Below are 15,363 nucleotides of genomic sequence, written 5' to 3' on the forward strand. Positions count from 1 at the left end.
CCCCTCCCCTACCCCCAACCCCGGTCGAGGTTCAGCGGCACCGGCTGGAGTCCAAGGCTTTTGGCAAAACCCGGCGCTACTATGTCTACCAACCCAGCCGCCCAGCCCAAACCACCCTCTACATCCACGATGGGGTGGCCTACTTCCGCACCGCCAAGTTTGCCGAGATCGCCGAGGCCCTGAGCCAGCGCAATGAACTGCGCCCGGTGCGCATGGTCTTCGTCGAACCAGACAACCGCCGCGAGGAGTACTGGTTTAGCCTGCGCTACGAAGCCTACCTGCTGGATGAGGTGCTGCCCGAGGTCGAACGGAACTATGGCCCAACCCCCGAGCGGGGGCTGTGGGGAGCCAGCTTGGGCGGGCTGGTCTCGCTGTGGATGGCCTGGCGCCACCCCTCCCTGTTCCAGGCCGTGGGAACCCAATCGGCCTGCCTAACCGCCAGCCCTACCGGTGGGGACTCCTTTCAGGACCCAGAGTGGCTCACCGAGCAATACGCGGCCTCGGCCCGACTACCCCTGCGGCTCTACTGCGAGACCGGTCAGATCGAATGGCTTTTAGCCCCCAACCGCCGCTTCGCGGCGGTTCTGGCCGATAAGGGGTACCCCCATGCCTACACAGAGCGCCCCAGCGGGCACAACTGGATGACCTGGCGGCAAGGGCTGGTTCCTGGGTTGCGCTTTCTGTTCGGTGAGCGATGAGCTGGAGCGAGGCCCTGCTCATCGTCCTGACCATTGTGGCGCTGGAGGCCTTGCTCTCTGCGGACAATGCCTTGGTGCTGGCCCTGATCGTCCGGCCGCTCGAGCCTCGGCAGCGCTCCCGTGCGATGTTCTGGGGATGGGTGGGGGCCTTGGCCTTACGGGCGCTTGCCATCGCGCTGGCGGTGTACCTGATTCACCTGTGGTGGGCGGAGGTGCTGGGCGGGCTGTATCTGATGTACCTCAGCCTGAACCACTTCATCGCCCTGCGAAGCCCCCAGGAGCCCTCTGAGCCTGCTCGAGCCCCCCGGCAAAACAGTTTCTGGGCGGTGGTGCTGCAGCTCAATGCGGTTAACCTGGCCTTCTCGGTGGATTCCATCCTGGTGGTGGTGGCCTTCACCCAAAGCTATCCCCTCATCTTCATCGGGGCCTTCCTCGGGATGGCCCTCATCTGGCTAGCGGCCAGCGGGTTGGTGCGGCTTTTGGAGCGCTACCCCACCCTCGAGTCGGTGGCCTTTCTGCTGGTGGGCTGGGCTGGGCTCAAGCTGGCCCTGGAGGGGTGGTCGGGGTTTGCCGAGCAGGTCGAGCACCACCCCAACTGGGCGGTGCATCTGGAGCAGGGGTTCTTTCTGGGGGTGACCGGGGTGATCTTCCTGCTGGGGCTTTGGTATGCCATCCGGCGGGAACGCTGACTCCACAAAGTGAATCAGGCCACAGTTTTATTTTCGGGCGCGGTTACCACTGTAGCAAATTTTTCACTTTGCGTCACCAGCATGGGTCTTGCAGTTGGGCCACCCAAGATCATCTACCCTGAAGGGCGTGGGACTTCCCGAAGCGGTTCTGGCCATTCTGATCATCGTGGCCCTCGAGGCCATCCTCTCCGTAGACAACGCCATGGTTCTGGCCGTGATGGTGCGGCCACTGCCTCCAGAGCTGCGCAAAAAGGCCCTCCTGTACGGCATTATCGGGGCTTATGCGCTGCGCGGGCTGGCGCTTTTGTTCGCTACCCTCATCATCAAGGTGTGGTGGATTCAGCTCCTGGGGGGGCTGTATCTGATCTATCTGGCGGCCAAGTTCTTCTGGAACAGCAAGCCCGCCGAAGACGCAGTACACGCCCCCGAAGACACTGTGGCGCAGGCCGCAGCCCGCTCCTTCTGGCGGATCGTGGTGATGGTCAATGTGATTGACCTGGCCTTCGCGATTGACTCGGTGCTGGTGGTGGTGGCCTTCAGCAAAAACTTCTGGGTGATCTTCACCGGTGTGGCGGTGGGCATTTTGCTGATTCGGCTGGCCGCCGGGTGGATGATTGGGGTGATGGAGCGCTACCCTCGGCTCGAGGCCGTGGCCTACGCGGTGGTGGGGTGGGCGGGGGTCAAGCTGGGGCTCGAGGGCTGGAACCACGGGGCTGAGGTTCTGTTGCACAATCCCAGCCTGGTTCTGGCCTTGCCCAAGGAAATTTTTCTGGGCATCACCTTTGCCATTCTGATCCTGGGCACGGTGTGGGCTTTGCGAAGCGGCAAACCCACCCCCAAGCACTCCAACCCGTAGCCGTTTTTCAGCCGGGGGGCCTGGCATCTAAAGGTGCTCCAGTCCAAAAGTTCCTCAGTGCGCTCTTGTAGCATAGGGTCATGGCGGAAGAGACCCTAACCCGATCCACACCCGAAAAACTCATCGGCAAGCCGATCAAGCGCCTGGAAGACCCCAAGCTGCTGCGCGGCCAGGGGGCCTATCTGGATGACCTGACCCAGACCGACACCCTACACCTGGCCCTGCTGCGCAGCCCCTATGCCCACGCCAAAATCAATGCCGTGGATGCGGCGGGGGCCCTCGAGGTTCCCGGGGTAGTTCATGTGTTCACCGCCGCCGACCTCCCCGAGCTGGCCGCCCCAGGGGAGGGAGCCAGCGGGGCCAGGGTGGTGCAGCATCCGGTGCTGGCTCGAGGCCACGTGCGCTACGTCGGGGAACCGGTGGTGGCGGTGCTGGCCATCTCCGCAGCCGCGGCAGAGGACGGGGTCCAAGCGGTGATGGTGGACTACGAACCGCTGGAGGCGGTGGTGAGCCCGCTCGAGGCCCTAGAAAACCACATCCTGGTGCACCCTGAGCTGGAAACCAACCTGGCCTTTCAGCGCAAAACCACGGCGGGAAACCCCGAAGAAGCCTTTGCCGGTGCCCACAAGGTGGTGGGGGCCCGGCTGGTGCAGCAGCGGGTGGCCCCCGCCCCCATGGAGCCACGCGGGGTGTTGGCGGCCTGGGACCGGGTGCGGGAGAGCCTTACGGTGTGGTCTTCCACCCAAATGCCCCACGCCTTGCGCACCGCTGTGGCCGAGGCCCTGGGTCTCTCGGAAAACCAGGTGCGGGCGGTTACCCCGGATGTGGGGGGGGCGTTTGGGGCCAAGATCAACATCTACCCCGAGGAGATCTTGGTCGGCCATCTGGCCCGGGCCCTGGGCCGACCGGTGAAGTGGGTGGAGGGCCGGGGGGAGAGCTTTCTGGCTACCATTCACGGGCGTGCTCAGGTGGCCGACCTCGAGCTGGCCTTGGCGGCCGACGGGAAAATCCTTGGGCTGCGCGGGCGGGTGGTGGCCGATCTGGGGGCCTACATCCTCGATACCACCTTGGGCAATGCCCCAGGAACGCTGCTGATGCTGCAGGGCCCCTACGTCATCCCGGCGGTCGAGCTCGAGCTCCACAGCGTCTACACCCACGCTACCCCCACCGGGGCTTACCGGGGGGCCGGACGGCCTGAGGCGACCTACTACCTCGAGCGCCTGATGGATTTGGCTGCCCGCGAGCTCGGCCTCGACCCCGCCGAGCTGCGCCTCAAGAACTTCATCCGAGGGCCCTTCCCCTACAAAACCCTCACCGGGGCCAAATACGACAGCGGAGCCTACCCCGAAGCCCTGGAGCGACTGCTCGAGGTTGCCGAGTACAAGGCCCTGCGCGAAGAGCAAGCCCAGGCCCGGGCTCAAGGGCGCCTGGTGGGGATCGGGCTGTGCAGCTATGTGGAGATCACCGGGTACGGCTGGGACAGCGGCGGGGTGCGAATCAACGCCGATGGCAGCGCTACGGTCTTCACTGGTACCTCCCCCCACGGCCAGGGCACGGCCACCGGCTTCGCCCAGATCGTGGCGGAGCGGCTGGGTCTCGAGCTCAACCGAATCCAGATCGTCCAAGGCGATACCCTGGCAATTCCCTACGGCATGGGCACCGCAGGCAGCCGCACCCTCTCGGTGGGCGGCTCGGCCATCCTCAAAGCCAGCGAGATCGTGCGAGAGAAGATCGTCAAGATCGCGGCCCATCTGCTCGAGGCCGCCCCTGAGGACATCGAGCTCAGCCAAACCCCCTCCGGTCAGGCGGCGTGGGGCGTGCGGGGCACCGATCAGGCCATCCCCATGAGCCAAATCCTCAGCACCGCCTTCAGCCATCGCAAGCTGCCTCCGGGAATGGACCCGGGCCTCGAGGGCCATGCCACCTTCGCCCTCAAGGACGCCAACTATCCCTTTGGAACCCACCTGGCCATGGTCGAGGTGGAGCGTGAGACCGGGACGGTGCGGGTGCTAAAGTACGTCTCGGTGGATGATACCGGGCCTATTGTCAACCCGCTTCTGGCCCAGGGGCAGGTGCAGGGCGGGGTCACCCAGGGGATTGGGCAGGCCCTATGGGAGGGAATTGTCTACGACCCGGAAGGGCAGATGCTCAACGGAAACTTCCTCGAGTATCACTTCCCCCAGGCCCTCGAGGTGCCCTGGGCCCAGTGGAACCACACCGAGACCCCCTCCCCCACCAACCCGCTGGGGGTCAAGGGCATCGGTGAGGCCGGGGCCATCGGGGCCACCCCAGCGGTGGTCAACGCGGTGCTGGACGCGCTGGGGGTGGCTCACCTGGACATGCCGCTGACCCCGGAAAAGCTCTGGCGGGCCCTCCAGGCAGGGTGAATCGGACGGGGTTTGGCGGTTCCAGGCCGGGGACAATAGGCGTATCATGCCAGCATGAGCCAGTCCCAGGCTGAAGTTGAACTGCTCGACCGCAATGACCCCTTGGGCCCTAAGCGTGAGGCCTTTCGCATCCCCGAAGGCCTGATCTATCTGGATGGGAACTCCTTGGGGGTACTGCCCAGGGCGGTTCCTGCTCGGCTCGAGCGGGTCATCCAACAGGAATGGGGCACCGACCTCATCCGCAGCTGGAACCTACACGGCTGGATGGAGCTGCCCCTAAAGGTAGGGGCCAAGATTGCCCGCCTGATCGGAGCCCAACCGGATGAGGTGGTGGCGGCGGACTCCACCAGCATCAATGTGTTCAAAACCCTATTGGCGGCCCTGCGGCTGCGGCCTGAGCGGAGGGTTATCGTCTCAGACATAGATAACTTCCCCACCGATCTCTACATCGCCCAGGGGGTGAACGCCCTGCTGAACGGGAAGTATGAGCTGCGCTGGGTGCACAAGGAGGGGCTCGAGGCCGCCATTGACGATTCGGTGGCAGTGGTGATGCTCACCGAGGTGGACTACCGCAGCGGCTACCGCTACGACATGCGCCGGATCACCGAGCTCACCCATCAGCACGGGGCCTTGAGCCTGTGGGATCTGGCCCATAGCGCTGGGGCTTTCCCCGTGGATCTGAACGATTGCGGGGTGGATTTCGCGGTGGGCTGCGGATATAAGTACCTGAACGGTGGCCCCGGTGCACCGGCGTTCGTGTTTGTGGCCCGGCGGCATCAAGCTGCGGCGTTCCCCTTCCTCTCGGGCTGGATGGGGCACCAAGCCCCCTTCGCCTTCCTGCCGGAATATGTGGCCGCCGAGGACATCCGCCGCCTCACCGTGGGAACCCCCAGCGTGTTGGGGATGAGCGCGCTGGACACCGCCCTAGAGGTCTTTGATCAGGTGGACATGGCCGTTCTGCGGGAGAAGTCGCTGCGGCTAACCGACCTGTTCATCGAGCAGATGGAACCCCTGTGCTCCGCGTATGGCTTTCAGCTCATGACCCCCAGGGCGCACGAGCGTCGGGGCAGCCAGGTAGCCTATGCCCACCCTGAAGGTTACGCCATCATGCAGGCCTTGATCGCGTCTGGGGTGATCGGCGATTTCCGGGCTCCAAACATCCTGCGCTTCGGCTTTACCCCTCTCTACCTGCGCTATGCGGAGGTGCTCGAGGCCGTGCGGCGACTGGAGGACGTGATGCGCAACCAGAAGTGGCAAGAACCGCGCTTTCAGGTACGGGAGAAGGTCACATGAACCCCGACCGCTCCTACCAAGAAGCCCATACCGATTTCAGCCGGTCGCTCTCCTACGGCGATTACCTGGCCTTGGACACCCTGCTCTCGGCCCAGCGCCCCCTTACCTCCGCACATGACGAAACGCTGTTCATCGTCATTCACCAGGTCTCTGAGCTGTGGATGAAGCTGATCGTGCACGAGCTTCAGAGCGCGATGGGGCTCCTGGCACAAGAGATTATTGATCCCGCCCTCAAGATGCTTACCCGAGTGGTTCGGGCCCAGGAACAGATGACCAACGCCTGGGAAGTGCTCAAGACCATGACCCCCGCCGACTACCTCGAGTTCCGCAGCGCTTTCGGCCAGGCCTCGGGGTTCCAGTCGTATCAGTACCGCCTGGTCGAGTTCCTACTGGGCAACCGCAACCCCTTCATGATGCGGCCCCACCAACACCGCCCGGAGCACCACCGGCTGCTCGAGCAAGCCCTGACCTCGCCCAGCCTCTATGACCTCTCGCTGCGCATCCTGGCTCAACGCGGACTGGGCATCCCGGCAGAAGTTCTGGAGCGCGACTTCGCCCAACCCTACACACCAACCCCCCAGGTGCTCGGGGCCTGGCTCGAGGTCTACCGCCACACCGAGGCGCACTGGGACCTCTACTACCTGGCCGAAAAGCTCATCGACGTGGAAGATAACTTCCGGCGCTGGCGCTTCAATCACCTCACCACGGTGGAGCGAATGATCGGTTACAAGCGGGGCAGTGGGGGAACCGCGGGGGTAGGGTATCTCAAAAAAGCCCTGGAGGTGGTGCTGTTTCCAGAGCTCTGGCAGGTGCGCACCGAGCTGTAGGCCTGCCCCTGGCCTGGGGTTGGTTGGCGCTAAACCTACCTTGAATAATTGGGGGCTTCCTTGGTCACCACCACATCGTGCGGGTGGCTCTCGATCAGGCCAGCCCCGGTAATACGGGTGAAGCGGGTCTGGGTGCGGAAGGCTTCGATGTCTGCTGTACCGCAATAGCCCATGGCCGCCCGCAATCCCCCTACGATCTGGTACAGCACGTCCCCTACCGGCCCCTTGTAAGGCACCATCCCTTCAATGCCCTCTGGAACCAACTTCTTGGCCTCGACCCGGGTCGAGGCTTTCCCAGGGTCTTGGAAATAGCGGTCTGCCGAGCCCTGCCGCATCGCGCCCAGGCTGCCCATACCCCGGTAAAGCTTGTAGCGTCGCCCCTCACGCAACACCTCCTCCCCTGGGGCTTCCCCGGTCCCCGCCAACATCGAGCCCAGCATCACGGTATGAGCCCCAGCCGCCAGGGCTTTGGCCACATCGCCCGAGTACTTGATCCCACCATCGGCGATGACCGGGATGCCGGTGCCCTCGAGGCCTGCCACCGCTTCCAAAATCGCGGTGATCTGAGGTACCCCTACCCCGGTGACCACCCGCGTGGTGCAAATTGAACCCGGCCCAATCCCCACCTTAACCGCGTCCGCCCCGGCTCCCGCCAAGGCCCGGGCCCCCTCAGCGGTAGCGATGTTCCCGGCGATCACCTGCAGCGCATCGCCAAAGGTCTCCTTCAGGCCGCGCACCGCTTCTAAAATTCCCCTGGAGTGCCCGTGAGCGCTGTCCAGCACCAACACATCCACCCCGGCCTCGGCCAGAGCCTTAGCGCGGTGACGCAGGTCTTTGGAAACCCCCACCGCGGCCCCCACCAACAGCCGCCCTTGGGCATCCTTAGCGGCAAAGGGGAACTTCTGGCGCTTGGTGAGGTCCTTGAGGGTCAGCAGGCCGCGAAGCTTGCCCTCGTGGTCTACCAGCGGAAGCTTCTCAATTTTGTGGGTGCGCAGCAACTCTTCCGCCTCTTCCAGGATGGTTCCCGGCGGGGCGGTCACCAGCTGCTCCAAGGGGGTCATGACCTCAGAGACCTTGCGCTTGAGGTCCCGCTCAAAGCGCAGGTCGCGGTTGGTCACCAGCCCCAGCAGCTTGCCGTAGAAATCCACCACGGGTAACCCCCCGATCTTGTACTCGCGCATCAAGCGCTCGGCGTCCTCGAGGGTAGCGGTGGGGGGAAGGGTGACCGGGTCTTGGATCATTCCGGCTTCACTGCGCTTCACCTTGCGCACCTGAGCGGCCTGCTCCTCGGGGCTCATGTTCTTATGGATGATGCCGATCCCCCCCTCTCGAGCCATAGCGATGGCCATCTCGGCCTCGGTCACGGTATCCATCGCCGCGGAGAGCACCGGAATGTTGAGCCAGAGCTTGGCGGTCAGGCGGGTGCGGGTATCTACCTCTCGAGGCAACACCTCTGAGTAGGCCGGGATCAGCAACACATCGTCAAAGGTTAGGCCCTCCTGAAGGATTTTCTCGGTTTTGGGGCGGGTTTTGTTGGATGATTCCAGCATATTCCAAAAAGTATAGCAAAGCCCCCGGCCCCCCATAAACCTGCCCCCAACTGGCCTCACAGGGGGTACAATCGCAGCCATGAAGGTACTGATTACCGGCGGAGCCGGGTACATCGGCAGCACCATCGCCAGCGCATTGCTCGACCACGGCCACGTTCCGGTGTTGCTGGACTCTTTGGTCACCGGACCGGCGGCCTTCACCCATGGGCGCATCTTCTACCAAGGCGATATCGCCGATAAAGCCTTGCTGGAGCGCATCTTCAAGGAGCACCCCGAGATCCAGGCCACCGTCCACTGTGCTGCGCTCATCGTGGTGCCGGAGTCGGTGGCCGAGCCCTACCGCTACTATCACGAAAATGTCTGCAAGAGCCTGGAGCTCTTCAACCACCTCGAGCGGCTGGGGTATCCCCGGGTGGTCTTCAGCTCCTCGGCCTCCATCTACGACGCGGTACCCGGCTTCAAGGTAACCGAGGAGGCCCCGCTCAAGCCCGGCTCGCCCTATGCCCGCACCAAATACATGATGGAGATGGTGCTGCAAGACCTCTCGCGGGCCACCCGCCTGCGGGGCATTGCCCTGCGCTACTTTAACCCCATCGGTGCCGACCCCAAGCTGCGCAGCGGCATCCACGCCCGCGAACCCTCCCACGTGCTCGGGAAGCTGGTAGACACCGCCCTGGGCAAACTCCCGGAGTTCCAGATCACCGGGGTGGACTGGCCCACCCGGGATGGCTCCGGGATCCGCGATTACATCCACGTTTGGGACCTGGCCATGGCCCACCTCAAAGCCGTGGAGCAGTTTGATCAGGTGCTGGCCAAGGTCCACGACACCTATGCGGTGATCAACCTGGGCACTGGAACCGGGGTAACGGTGAAGGAGCTGGTTGCGGCCTTTGAGCGGGTCTACGGCCAAACCATCCCCAAGCGCGAGGCCCCACCCCGGCCCGGCGATGTGGCTGGAGCCTACGCCAACGCCGACCGGGCCTGGGAGCTGCTGGGTTGGAAGGCCGAGCACTCCATTGACGACGGCATCCGCAGCGCGCTCGAGTGGGGCCAGCGCCGCAAGGCCATCCTGGGTTACGCCTGATCGCTGGCCTCGAGCCCCAAGCGCAGGGCCTCGGCGAAAGCATAGGGCTGGTCAATCCAGGGGTAATGCCCGGCCCCCGCGATCCCCTCGAGCCCACCCCCGGTCAGGTCGGCCACGGTCTGGGCCTCGGGGTAGGCGGTGCCGTCTTGCTCCCCCACAATCACCGTGAGGGGAGCACGCTGCTCGACCAGATAGGCGGTGTAGTCCAGACGCCACAGCCCATTCTTGACAAACATCTGCCCTGGGGTGTCCAGGCCCAGGAGCCCCGCGCCCTCGGCTACCCACTCGTACTCCATGCGGCTGTGGGCGCTGGGAAACATCAGGTGGTCAAACACCGCCTTGGGCTCGAGCGCGGAGAAGGCCTCGGCCAGCAGGGCTTCGGGGTCATGGGGAAGGGCTTCCTCCGGCCCTTGGGGGTCTAAGCCCTGCAGCTCGAGCGCCCCCCGATACAGCTGTGCCGCCAGCCAGGGGAAGTTGGTCCAGGGATTGATCAGGATGAGGTTGCGCACCGGGCCGGGCCAGCGGCGGGCGTACTCCAGGGCCACCAGGGCCCCAAAGCCGTGGCTGAGCAGGGTCCAGGACTCAACCTCGAGATACTCACGCAGGGCCTCGAGGTCTTCTACCAGAGCATCCAGGGTAAATAGCCGGGGCTCCGCCGGGAGCTCCGGGCTCCGTCCCGAGCCGCGTTGGTCAAAGTACAGCACCCGAAAGGCCTCGAGCTCATCCTCCAAGCCCTCCCGCAAGGCGTAGCTCGAGCCCCCCGGCCCTCCGTGCAGCACCGCCAGCACTGGGGCATCCTCCGGGCCCACATCCTCGAGGTACAGCTCCACTTCGCCCAGGTTGACCAGGCCAATCTCTTCGCGCATGCCTTGCAGTATACGCACTCCCTCACAGCACCCGAGTGAGGGCTTTTTCCATGGCCTGCTCCGGGCTCATGGGCAAGCCCACATAGTAGCCCTGGGCAAAGTTACACCCATGCCTGGCCAACCAGTCCAGTTGCAGGCGATTCTCCACCCCCTCGGCCAGGGTCTTGAGGCCAAACGCCTCGGCCAAGCCCAGCACAGCCTCCAGAATCTCCTCCGAGACCTTCCCCTCGCCGATGTCTTGCACGAAGCTCTTGTCAATCTTGATGAGGTCTACCGGGACTTGCTTGAGGTGGGAGAGCGAGGAGTACCCCATCCCGAAATCGTCCAGCGCCACCCGCACCCCCAGCCCGCGCAGGGCCACCAGCCCCCCCAGCCAGCGTTGGCGCTCGGGCAGGAGGGCCGACTCGGTGATCTCGAGCCATAGCCTTCCGGGCTGCATCCCCTCATCCACCAAGGCCCGCACCACCTCCCGCACCCAGCTGGGGTGGGCCAGGGTGGCCGCGGAGAAGTTGATGGTCAGCTCTCCCCCCAGGCTCTTGTGGTCCCGCACGGCCTGGCGCAGCACCGCCAAATCGAGCTCGCCGATCAGCCCCGCCTCTTCTGCCAAGGGCACAAACTCCGCAGGGCGCAGCAGGCCGCGGGTGGGATGGGCCCAGCGCACCAGGGCCTCCCACTTGGCGATGAACTTGTTCTCGATATCTAAGATTGGCTGGTACTGGAGCAAGAACTGCCCCTCGCGGATGGTGGTGCGCAACTCCTGCACGAGCTGCAAGCGCTCGAGGGAGTTGCGGTCTTGCTCCGGGTCGTAGATCGCCACCCCGGCGCGGCCCTGTTTGGCCTGGTACATGGCCACGTCAGCGGCCCGGGCCAGTTCATCCAGGGTACCGCCGTGCTCCGGATACAGGGCCACCCCCAGGCTGCCCAGAATGTGCAGGGAGTGGTCCCCCACCACAAACGGCGCTGCAAAAACCCCCAAAATGCGCCGGGCCGTGGCCTGAGCGCTGGCCCGGTCGGCGGTGGCCAGCAGAACGGCGAACTCGTCCCCCCCCAGCCGGGCCAGGATATCCCCCTGGCGCAGCTCGAGCTTGATCCGGGCCGCCACCTGGCGCAACAGCTCATCCCCGGCCCCGTGCCCCAGGGTGTCGTTGACCATCTTGAAGTTGTCTAGGTCTAGGTAGATCAGGGCGGGGGTCTCACGCTTGCGCCGGTCGGTCACCAGGAGCCGCTCGGCCTCCTCCCACAGCTTGCGGCGGTTGGGCAGCTCGGTCAGGGGGTCGTGGTAAGCCAGAAACTCGATGCGGGCTTGCTGGCGCTTGCGCTCGAGCACATCCCGCACCACCACCATGATCTGGTTCTCCCCCCCTACGGTAAACCGCGTGCCCCGGGCCTCCACCTCGAGGGGCTCCCCGCTTCTGAGCAGCACCGTCATCTCTTCAAAGCAGTCCGGCTCCCCAGACAGGATGCGCTGTACCCGCTCGGCCACCCGGGGCAGCGAGTCGGGGTGAACCAGGCGGGCCAGGGGCTGCCCCACGATCTCCTTGGGGCTCTCGTACCCCAGCGCGGCCACGCCAACCCCATTGAAGTACAGCAGCGTGGCCCCATCGGTGACCCCAATGGGGTGGGGCATGGCCTCGAGCAAGGTGTGGTATAGGCGCTCCTGATCTTGCAGATCGCGGTAGATCTGGGCCCGATCCAGCGAGAGGTTGAGCTGGGCCGCCACCCCTTCCATGAGCTCGGCGTCCCGCTGGTCCAAGGCCGGCCCGGCCACCACCAAAACCCCCCGCACCCGGCCCTTGGCCAGCAGCGGCACCACCAGGCGGGCGGTCTCCCCGTCGCGCTCGAGGATGGTCTGGGCCAGCCGCGTAGCCCGGGCCACGCTCCCCGCCTCCAGCGAAAGGGCCTCCTCCGAGCCCAGGCTGCCCTCCACCGCAACCCGCTCCACCGGTCCCTCCTCCTGCGTGGCCAGGTAGGTGGCCGCCGCCCGGAAGCGCGGGTATGCGCCCAGCACCCGGACTACCTGGGTCATCAGGGCCTGAGGCTCCAGGCCTTCGGCGACCTCCCGCACCTGGGAAAGCAGGCCCAGCTCGAGGGCATGCCGCCCAGCCCGGGCCTGGCTGCCGGCCAGGGCCCGCTCGGCCTGGGCCCGCCGATCGGATTGCAGCCGAAACAACCCCACCGCGACACAGGCGATCAGCCCCGACCCCGCCGTAAGCCCCAGGGTTTCCAGGGTCTCCAGGCTCCACTCCATCTTGCTCAGCCAGAGCAAAAGGGCCTGCATCCCCAGGTTGAGCAGCCCAATCACCACCGCCCCCACCAGGCCCAGGCCCCAGCTCAGCAGCAGCAACCCCGGCAGGGGCAGGAGGAGCAACAGCGCCCCCACCCGCGGGTACAGCTCGAGGAACAACAGGGCATACCCCACCAGGGCCACCAATCCCCCCAGCAGCTCGAGCCACCGGGTTTGCAATCCACGAACCCACCGTCCAGTGTTCAATGCTCAACCCCACATTTCGCCGAGGAACCCCAGTACGACACCCAAAGTGTACCGCAAAGCCCACCGCCTGCGGCCCCCATTTGCGTTACGTCCGGGTTTGCCGGGCCAAAACAGAAAACCCCCGCACGGGGCGGGGGTCTCGAGCGCGGCTGGGTTTAGGGCAAAGCCTTGGTGGCGATCGCGAGGCTGGTGATGCCCACCCGCTGATCCGCCGGGTAGGACGCTGGGATCGCCAGGGTGCGGCCCGCGGTGAGGGTGGTGCCAGGGATCAGCTCCTGCACCGTGCTCGAAGCGCCGTTATCGGTGCCCACCCACAGGTGGCCCTGCTTGTCCAGGAGCAGGCCCGCCGCCTTGGTGAGGCCGGTGGTGAAGGGCGTGCCTGTGGTGATGAGGCCACTTGTGGCGTTGGCCCCACCGGAGAAGGGAATCTCGAACACCGAGCCCGCGGTGTAGTCGGTGGCCCAGAGGGAGTTGCGGTTGGGGTCAAAGGCCAGGCTGAAGATGTCGGCTCCAGGGGGCAGGGTCAGCACGAGGTCGGGGGTGACCGTCTCCGGGGCGTTGTCTGATGCCCGGGGATCGTTGCCATCCCCGACCCCGGTGCCCTGATACTTACAGGTTAGGGCCGAGGCGGGAATGCGGGAGATCTTGGTGGCGGAGGCCACCCACAGGTTCCCCGCGGCATCGAAGGCCAGGGCCCGGGCATCATCCAGAACCCCACCGGCGGCAGTGTAGTACCGCTGGTAGACCTGGAGCTGGGTGGGGTTGGGGTTAGGAGGGGTGGTCAGCTGAGCGTTCTTGGCCTGGGTGAGGGCGGCTTGGGAGTAGCACAGCAACCCGCCGGGCTGCTCCGCACCCGGTGCGGTGGAGCCGCGGGCCGTCACCCACAGGTCCCCCCCGCTGGTGAAGGCCAGGTCGGAGATCGTGGCCGGCTGCCCCGAGTACGAGGTCACGATGGTGAAGCTGCCGTTACCGGTAGGGGCAAAGCCGCTGCCATCGGTGATCCCGGTGTAGCTGGCCGGCGTATACACCTCGATGGCGTCGCAAGAAGCACCACCGAGGCAGGGCGCGGAGGAGCTGATGCGCTGGCGGGCAATGTAGAAGTAGTTGGCCGGGTCCAAGGCCACCCGAACGATGGCCGGGGTGGTGCCGGGGGCATCGGGGGTGAAGGCCGGGTCAGCCACGAAGGAGGGGGTGGGGGTCTCGAGGCTACTCCCCAGGGCCGCCAGGATGTTTTCGTCCCCGGCCAGCTTCCCATTCCCCGCCGCAAACAGCCAACCTTCGCTCTGCAGGGTCACCGGCACGCTGGGGGTATCGTTGCCGATCGGCGCAGGCACTCCCCCCGCGGAGGCATAGGTGTCGATCGCAGTCAGGACCTGGGCGCTCACGGTGTAGTCCACCCCAGGCAAGCCGCTCAGGGTCAGGCTGCCGGTGCCGTTGGCGGTTGCGGTGGCGGTCTGGGTCACCGGGGTTCCGCTGCTAGGGGTGGCGGTCACCACCAGCTTGGCCCCAGCCTTGAAGGCTCCGGTCACGGTGACGGTCAAGGAGCGGGTTCCAGCCACGTAGGTAAGGGCCGCGGTGGTGCTATCCCCGTCATTGGCCAGCGTCGCGGTCGCGTTGGCCGCGGTATAGTTCACCGATCCCAGCGCGACCGCCGCCCCGCTCACGGTATAGGTGCCGGTGGGCACATCGTTAAAGGTCACCGGGCCGTTCGTGCTGACCGGCTGGGAAGCGGTGTAGCTGCCGCCCGCGGTCTGGGTCAGGGTGATCTGAGTCTGGGGCGAGCTGGGGGGCAACCCACTGACGTTGACGGTGATGGTGCCCAAGCCCTGGGTATAGGCCACGCTACCGCTGGCCTCCTGCCCCGCGATCACCGTGACGGTTCCGCCACCGGAGACGGCCTTCTTATACCCCGGTACATCCGGTGCGGTGATGGTGTAGTCACCTGGGGCCAGGTTGGTCAGGGTTTGGGGGGAGGTGGTGATGGACTGGCTGAACCCACCCGGCCCGCTCACCGTAACGCCGGGATTGCTCACCCCGGTCGGCAGGCTCAGGGTGATGGTCAGCTTGCCGGTAGTGGCCGCATAGGTCACGGTTGAGGCGACGGTTTTGCTCGACTGCACCACAACCGTGGCCGGTGAGGCGGTGCCTCCATAGGTGTAGCCGTTGCTCTGTACGTTGGCGGCGGTAATGGTGTAGGTGCCGGGTTTGAGGCTCAAGTTCGCGCTGGCGTTGGCGGAGGAGTTGCCGCTGGGCCCAGAGACGGTGATGTTGGGAGTTACACCGCTGGGAGCGCTGACGGTGAGGGCCAGGGTGCCGTTGGCCGGGCCCGAGGGGGTACAGGCCGCCAACAGCAGCAACAACGAGGCCGAAGCTGCTAAAAGCCAGGAAGTTCGTTTCGGATTCATCTGTGGTTGCCTCCAGGATCAAGCGTAGGGGCTGCGGCGTAATCTGCCCGTTATAGGGTTTCAAGCGATGCGGGCCGCCAAGATGCGCACCGCGTAACCTCGTGCTAAGGGGGGGCTCGAGAGGTCATCAAGTCTTAACGACTAATGTAACGTAGATTAGAGCGATTAGACCCAACTTATGCCCGTCCGGGCTCGCCCAGCCAGAACACGGGGGCAT

The 15,363-nt window shown here is 65.4% G+C and carries 11 protein-coding genes; 7 read left to right on the forward strand and 4 right to left on the reverse strand.

The features are described from left to right. From Mgrana_RS08690 to kynA, 6 genes are all read left to right on the forward strand, one after another. Positions 1 to 698: alpha/beta hydrolase (locus tag Mgrana_RS08690; RefSeq protein WP_147371290.1), on the forward strand; the 698-nt coding region annotated here is incomplete at its 5' end. After that, the gene (locus Mgrana_RS08695) at positions 695 to 1,387 is read left to right on the forward strand and encodes a TerC family protein (protein WP_119357222.1); all 693 of its coding nucleotides are present in this window, start codon (positions 695 to 697) and stop codon (positions 1,385 to 1,387) included. The genes Mgrana_RS08690 and Mgrana_RS08695, both read left to right, overlap by 4 nt. 127 nt (positions 1,388 to 1,514) lie before the next feature. Then, positions 1,515 to 2,243: a TerC family protein gene (locus Mgrana_RS08700; protein WP_119357223.1), complete on the forward strand. Its 729-nt coding sequence runs from the start codon at positions 1,515 to 1,517 to the stop codon at positions 2,241 to 2,243. Between the two features lie 80 nt (positions 2,244 to 2,323). Continuing rightward, positions 2,324 to 4,630: a xanthine dehydrogenase family protein molybdopterin-binding subunit gene (locus Mgrana_RS08705; RefSeq protein WP_119357224.1), complete on the forward strand. Its 2,307-nt coding sequence runs from the start codon at positions 2,324 to 2,326 to the stop codon at positions 4,628 to 4,630. 54 nt (positions 4,631 to 4,684) lie between these two features. Then, positions 4,685 to 5,923 carry a kynureninase gene (gene kynU, locus Mgrana_RS08710; RefSeq protein ID WP_119357225.1) on the forward strand — a complete coding sequence of 413 codons (1,239 nt, stop codon included), beginning with the start codon at positions 4,685 to 4,687 and terminating at the stop codon, positions 5,921 to 5,923. Further along, positions 5,920 to 6,750 (forward strand): tryptophan 2,3-dioxygenase, encoded by an 831-nt coding sequence (gene kynA, locus Mgrana_RS08715; RefSeq protein WP_119357226.1) that lies wholly within the window; start codon positions 5,920 to 5,922, stop codon positions 6,748 to 6,750. Before kynU ends, kynA begins: the two co-directional genes overlap by 4 nt. A gap of 35 nt (positions 6,751 to 6,785) precedes the next feature. Here the strand turns inward: kynA and guaB are convergent, their stop codons facing one another. Next, a complete protein-coding gene (gene guaB / locus Mgrana_RS08720; protein WP_119357273.1) occupies positions 6,786 to 8,300 on the reverse strand; it encodes an IMP dehydrogenase in 1,515 nt (504 codons plus the stop codon). 79 nt (positions 8,301 to 8,379) lie between these two features. On the opposite strand from guaB, the gene galE reads away from it, so the two are divergent. Beyond that, positions 8,380 to 9,384, forward strand: coding sequence for a UDP-glucose 4-epimerase GalE (gene galE, locus Mgrana_RS08725; protein ID WP_119357227.1), 1,005 nt, complete (start codon positions 8,380 to 8,382; stop codon positions 9,382 to 9,384). On the opposite strand, the gene Mgrana_RS08730 is transcribed toward galE, so the two are convergent. From Mgrana_RS08730 to Mgrana_RS08740, 3 genes are all read right to left on the reverse strand, one after another. Then, positions 9,375 to 10,250: an alpha/beta fold hydrolase gene (locus tag Mgrana_RS08730; protein ID WP_119357228.1), complete on the reverse strand. Its 876-nt coding sequence runs from the start codon at positions 10,248 to 10,250 to the stop codon at positions 9,375 to 9,377. The two genes, galE and Mgrana_RS08730, sit on opposite strands and share 10 nt — an antisense overlap. A 22-nt stretch (positions 10,251 to 10,272) precedes the next feature. Continuing rightward, positions 10,273 to 12,741 (reverse strand): putative bifunctional diguanylate cyclase/phosphodiesterase, encoded by a 2,469-nt coding sequence (locus Mgrana_RS08735; protein WP_240631296.1) that lies wholly within the window; start codon positions 12,739 to 12,741, stop codon positions 10,273 to 10,275. 155 nt (positions 12,742 to 12,896) lie between these two features. Beyond that, a complete protein-coding gene (locus Mgrana_RS08740; RefSeq protein WP_119357230.1) occupies positions 12,897 to 15,146 on the reverse strand; it encodes an autotransporter outer membrane beta-barrel domain-containing protein in 2,250 nt (749 codons plus the stop codon). Between the last annotated feature and the right edge of the window lie 217 nt (positions 15,147 to 15,363).

Origin of the sequence: Meiothermus granaticius NBRC 107808 (assembly GCF_003574355.1) — a bacterium.
Lineage (GTDB): Bacteria > Deinococcota > Deinococci > Deinococcales > Thermaceae > Meiothermus > Meiothermus granaticius.

Bases quoted from the DNA above. Each gene is read 5' to 3' on its own strand.
- kynA (WP_119357226.1), top strand. From the start codon at position 5,920: ATGAACCCCGACCGCTCCTACCAAGAAGCCCATACCGATTTCAGCCGG.
- Mgrana_RS08705 (WP_119357224.1), top strand. From the start codon at position 2,324: ATGGCGGAAGAGACCCTAACCCGATCCACACCCGAAAAACTCATCGGC.
- Mgrana_RS08740 (WP_119357230.1), bottom strand. From the start codon at position 15,146: ATGAATCCGAAACGAACTTCCTGGCTTTTAGCAGCTTCGGCCTCGTTG.
- Mgrana_RS08730 (WP_119357228.1), bottom strand. From the start codon at position 10,250: ATGCGCGAAGAGATTGGCCTGGTCAACCTGGGCGAAGTGGAGCTGTAC.
- guaB (WP_119357273.1), bottom strand. From the start codon at position 8,300: ATGCTGGAATCATCCAACAAAACCCGCCCCAAAACCGAGAAAATCCTT.
- Mgrana_RS08695 (WP_119357222.1), top strand. From the start codon at position 695: ATGAGCTGGAGCGAGGCCCTGCTCATCGTCCTGACCATTGTGGCGCTG.
- galE (WP_119357227.1), top strand. From the start codon at position 8,380: ATGAAGGTACTGATTACCGGCGGAGCCGGGTACATCGGCAGCACCATC.
- kynU (WP_119357225.1), top strand. From the start codon at position 4,685: ATGAGCCAGTCCCAGGCTGAAGTTGAACTGCTCGACCGCAATGACCCC.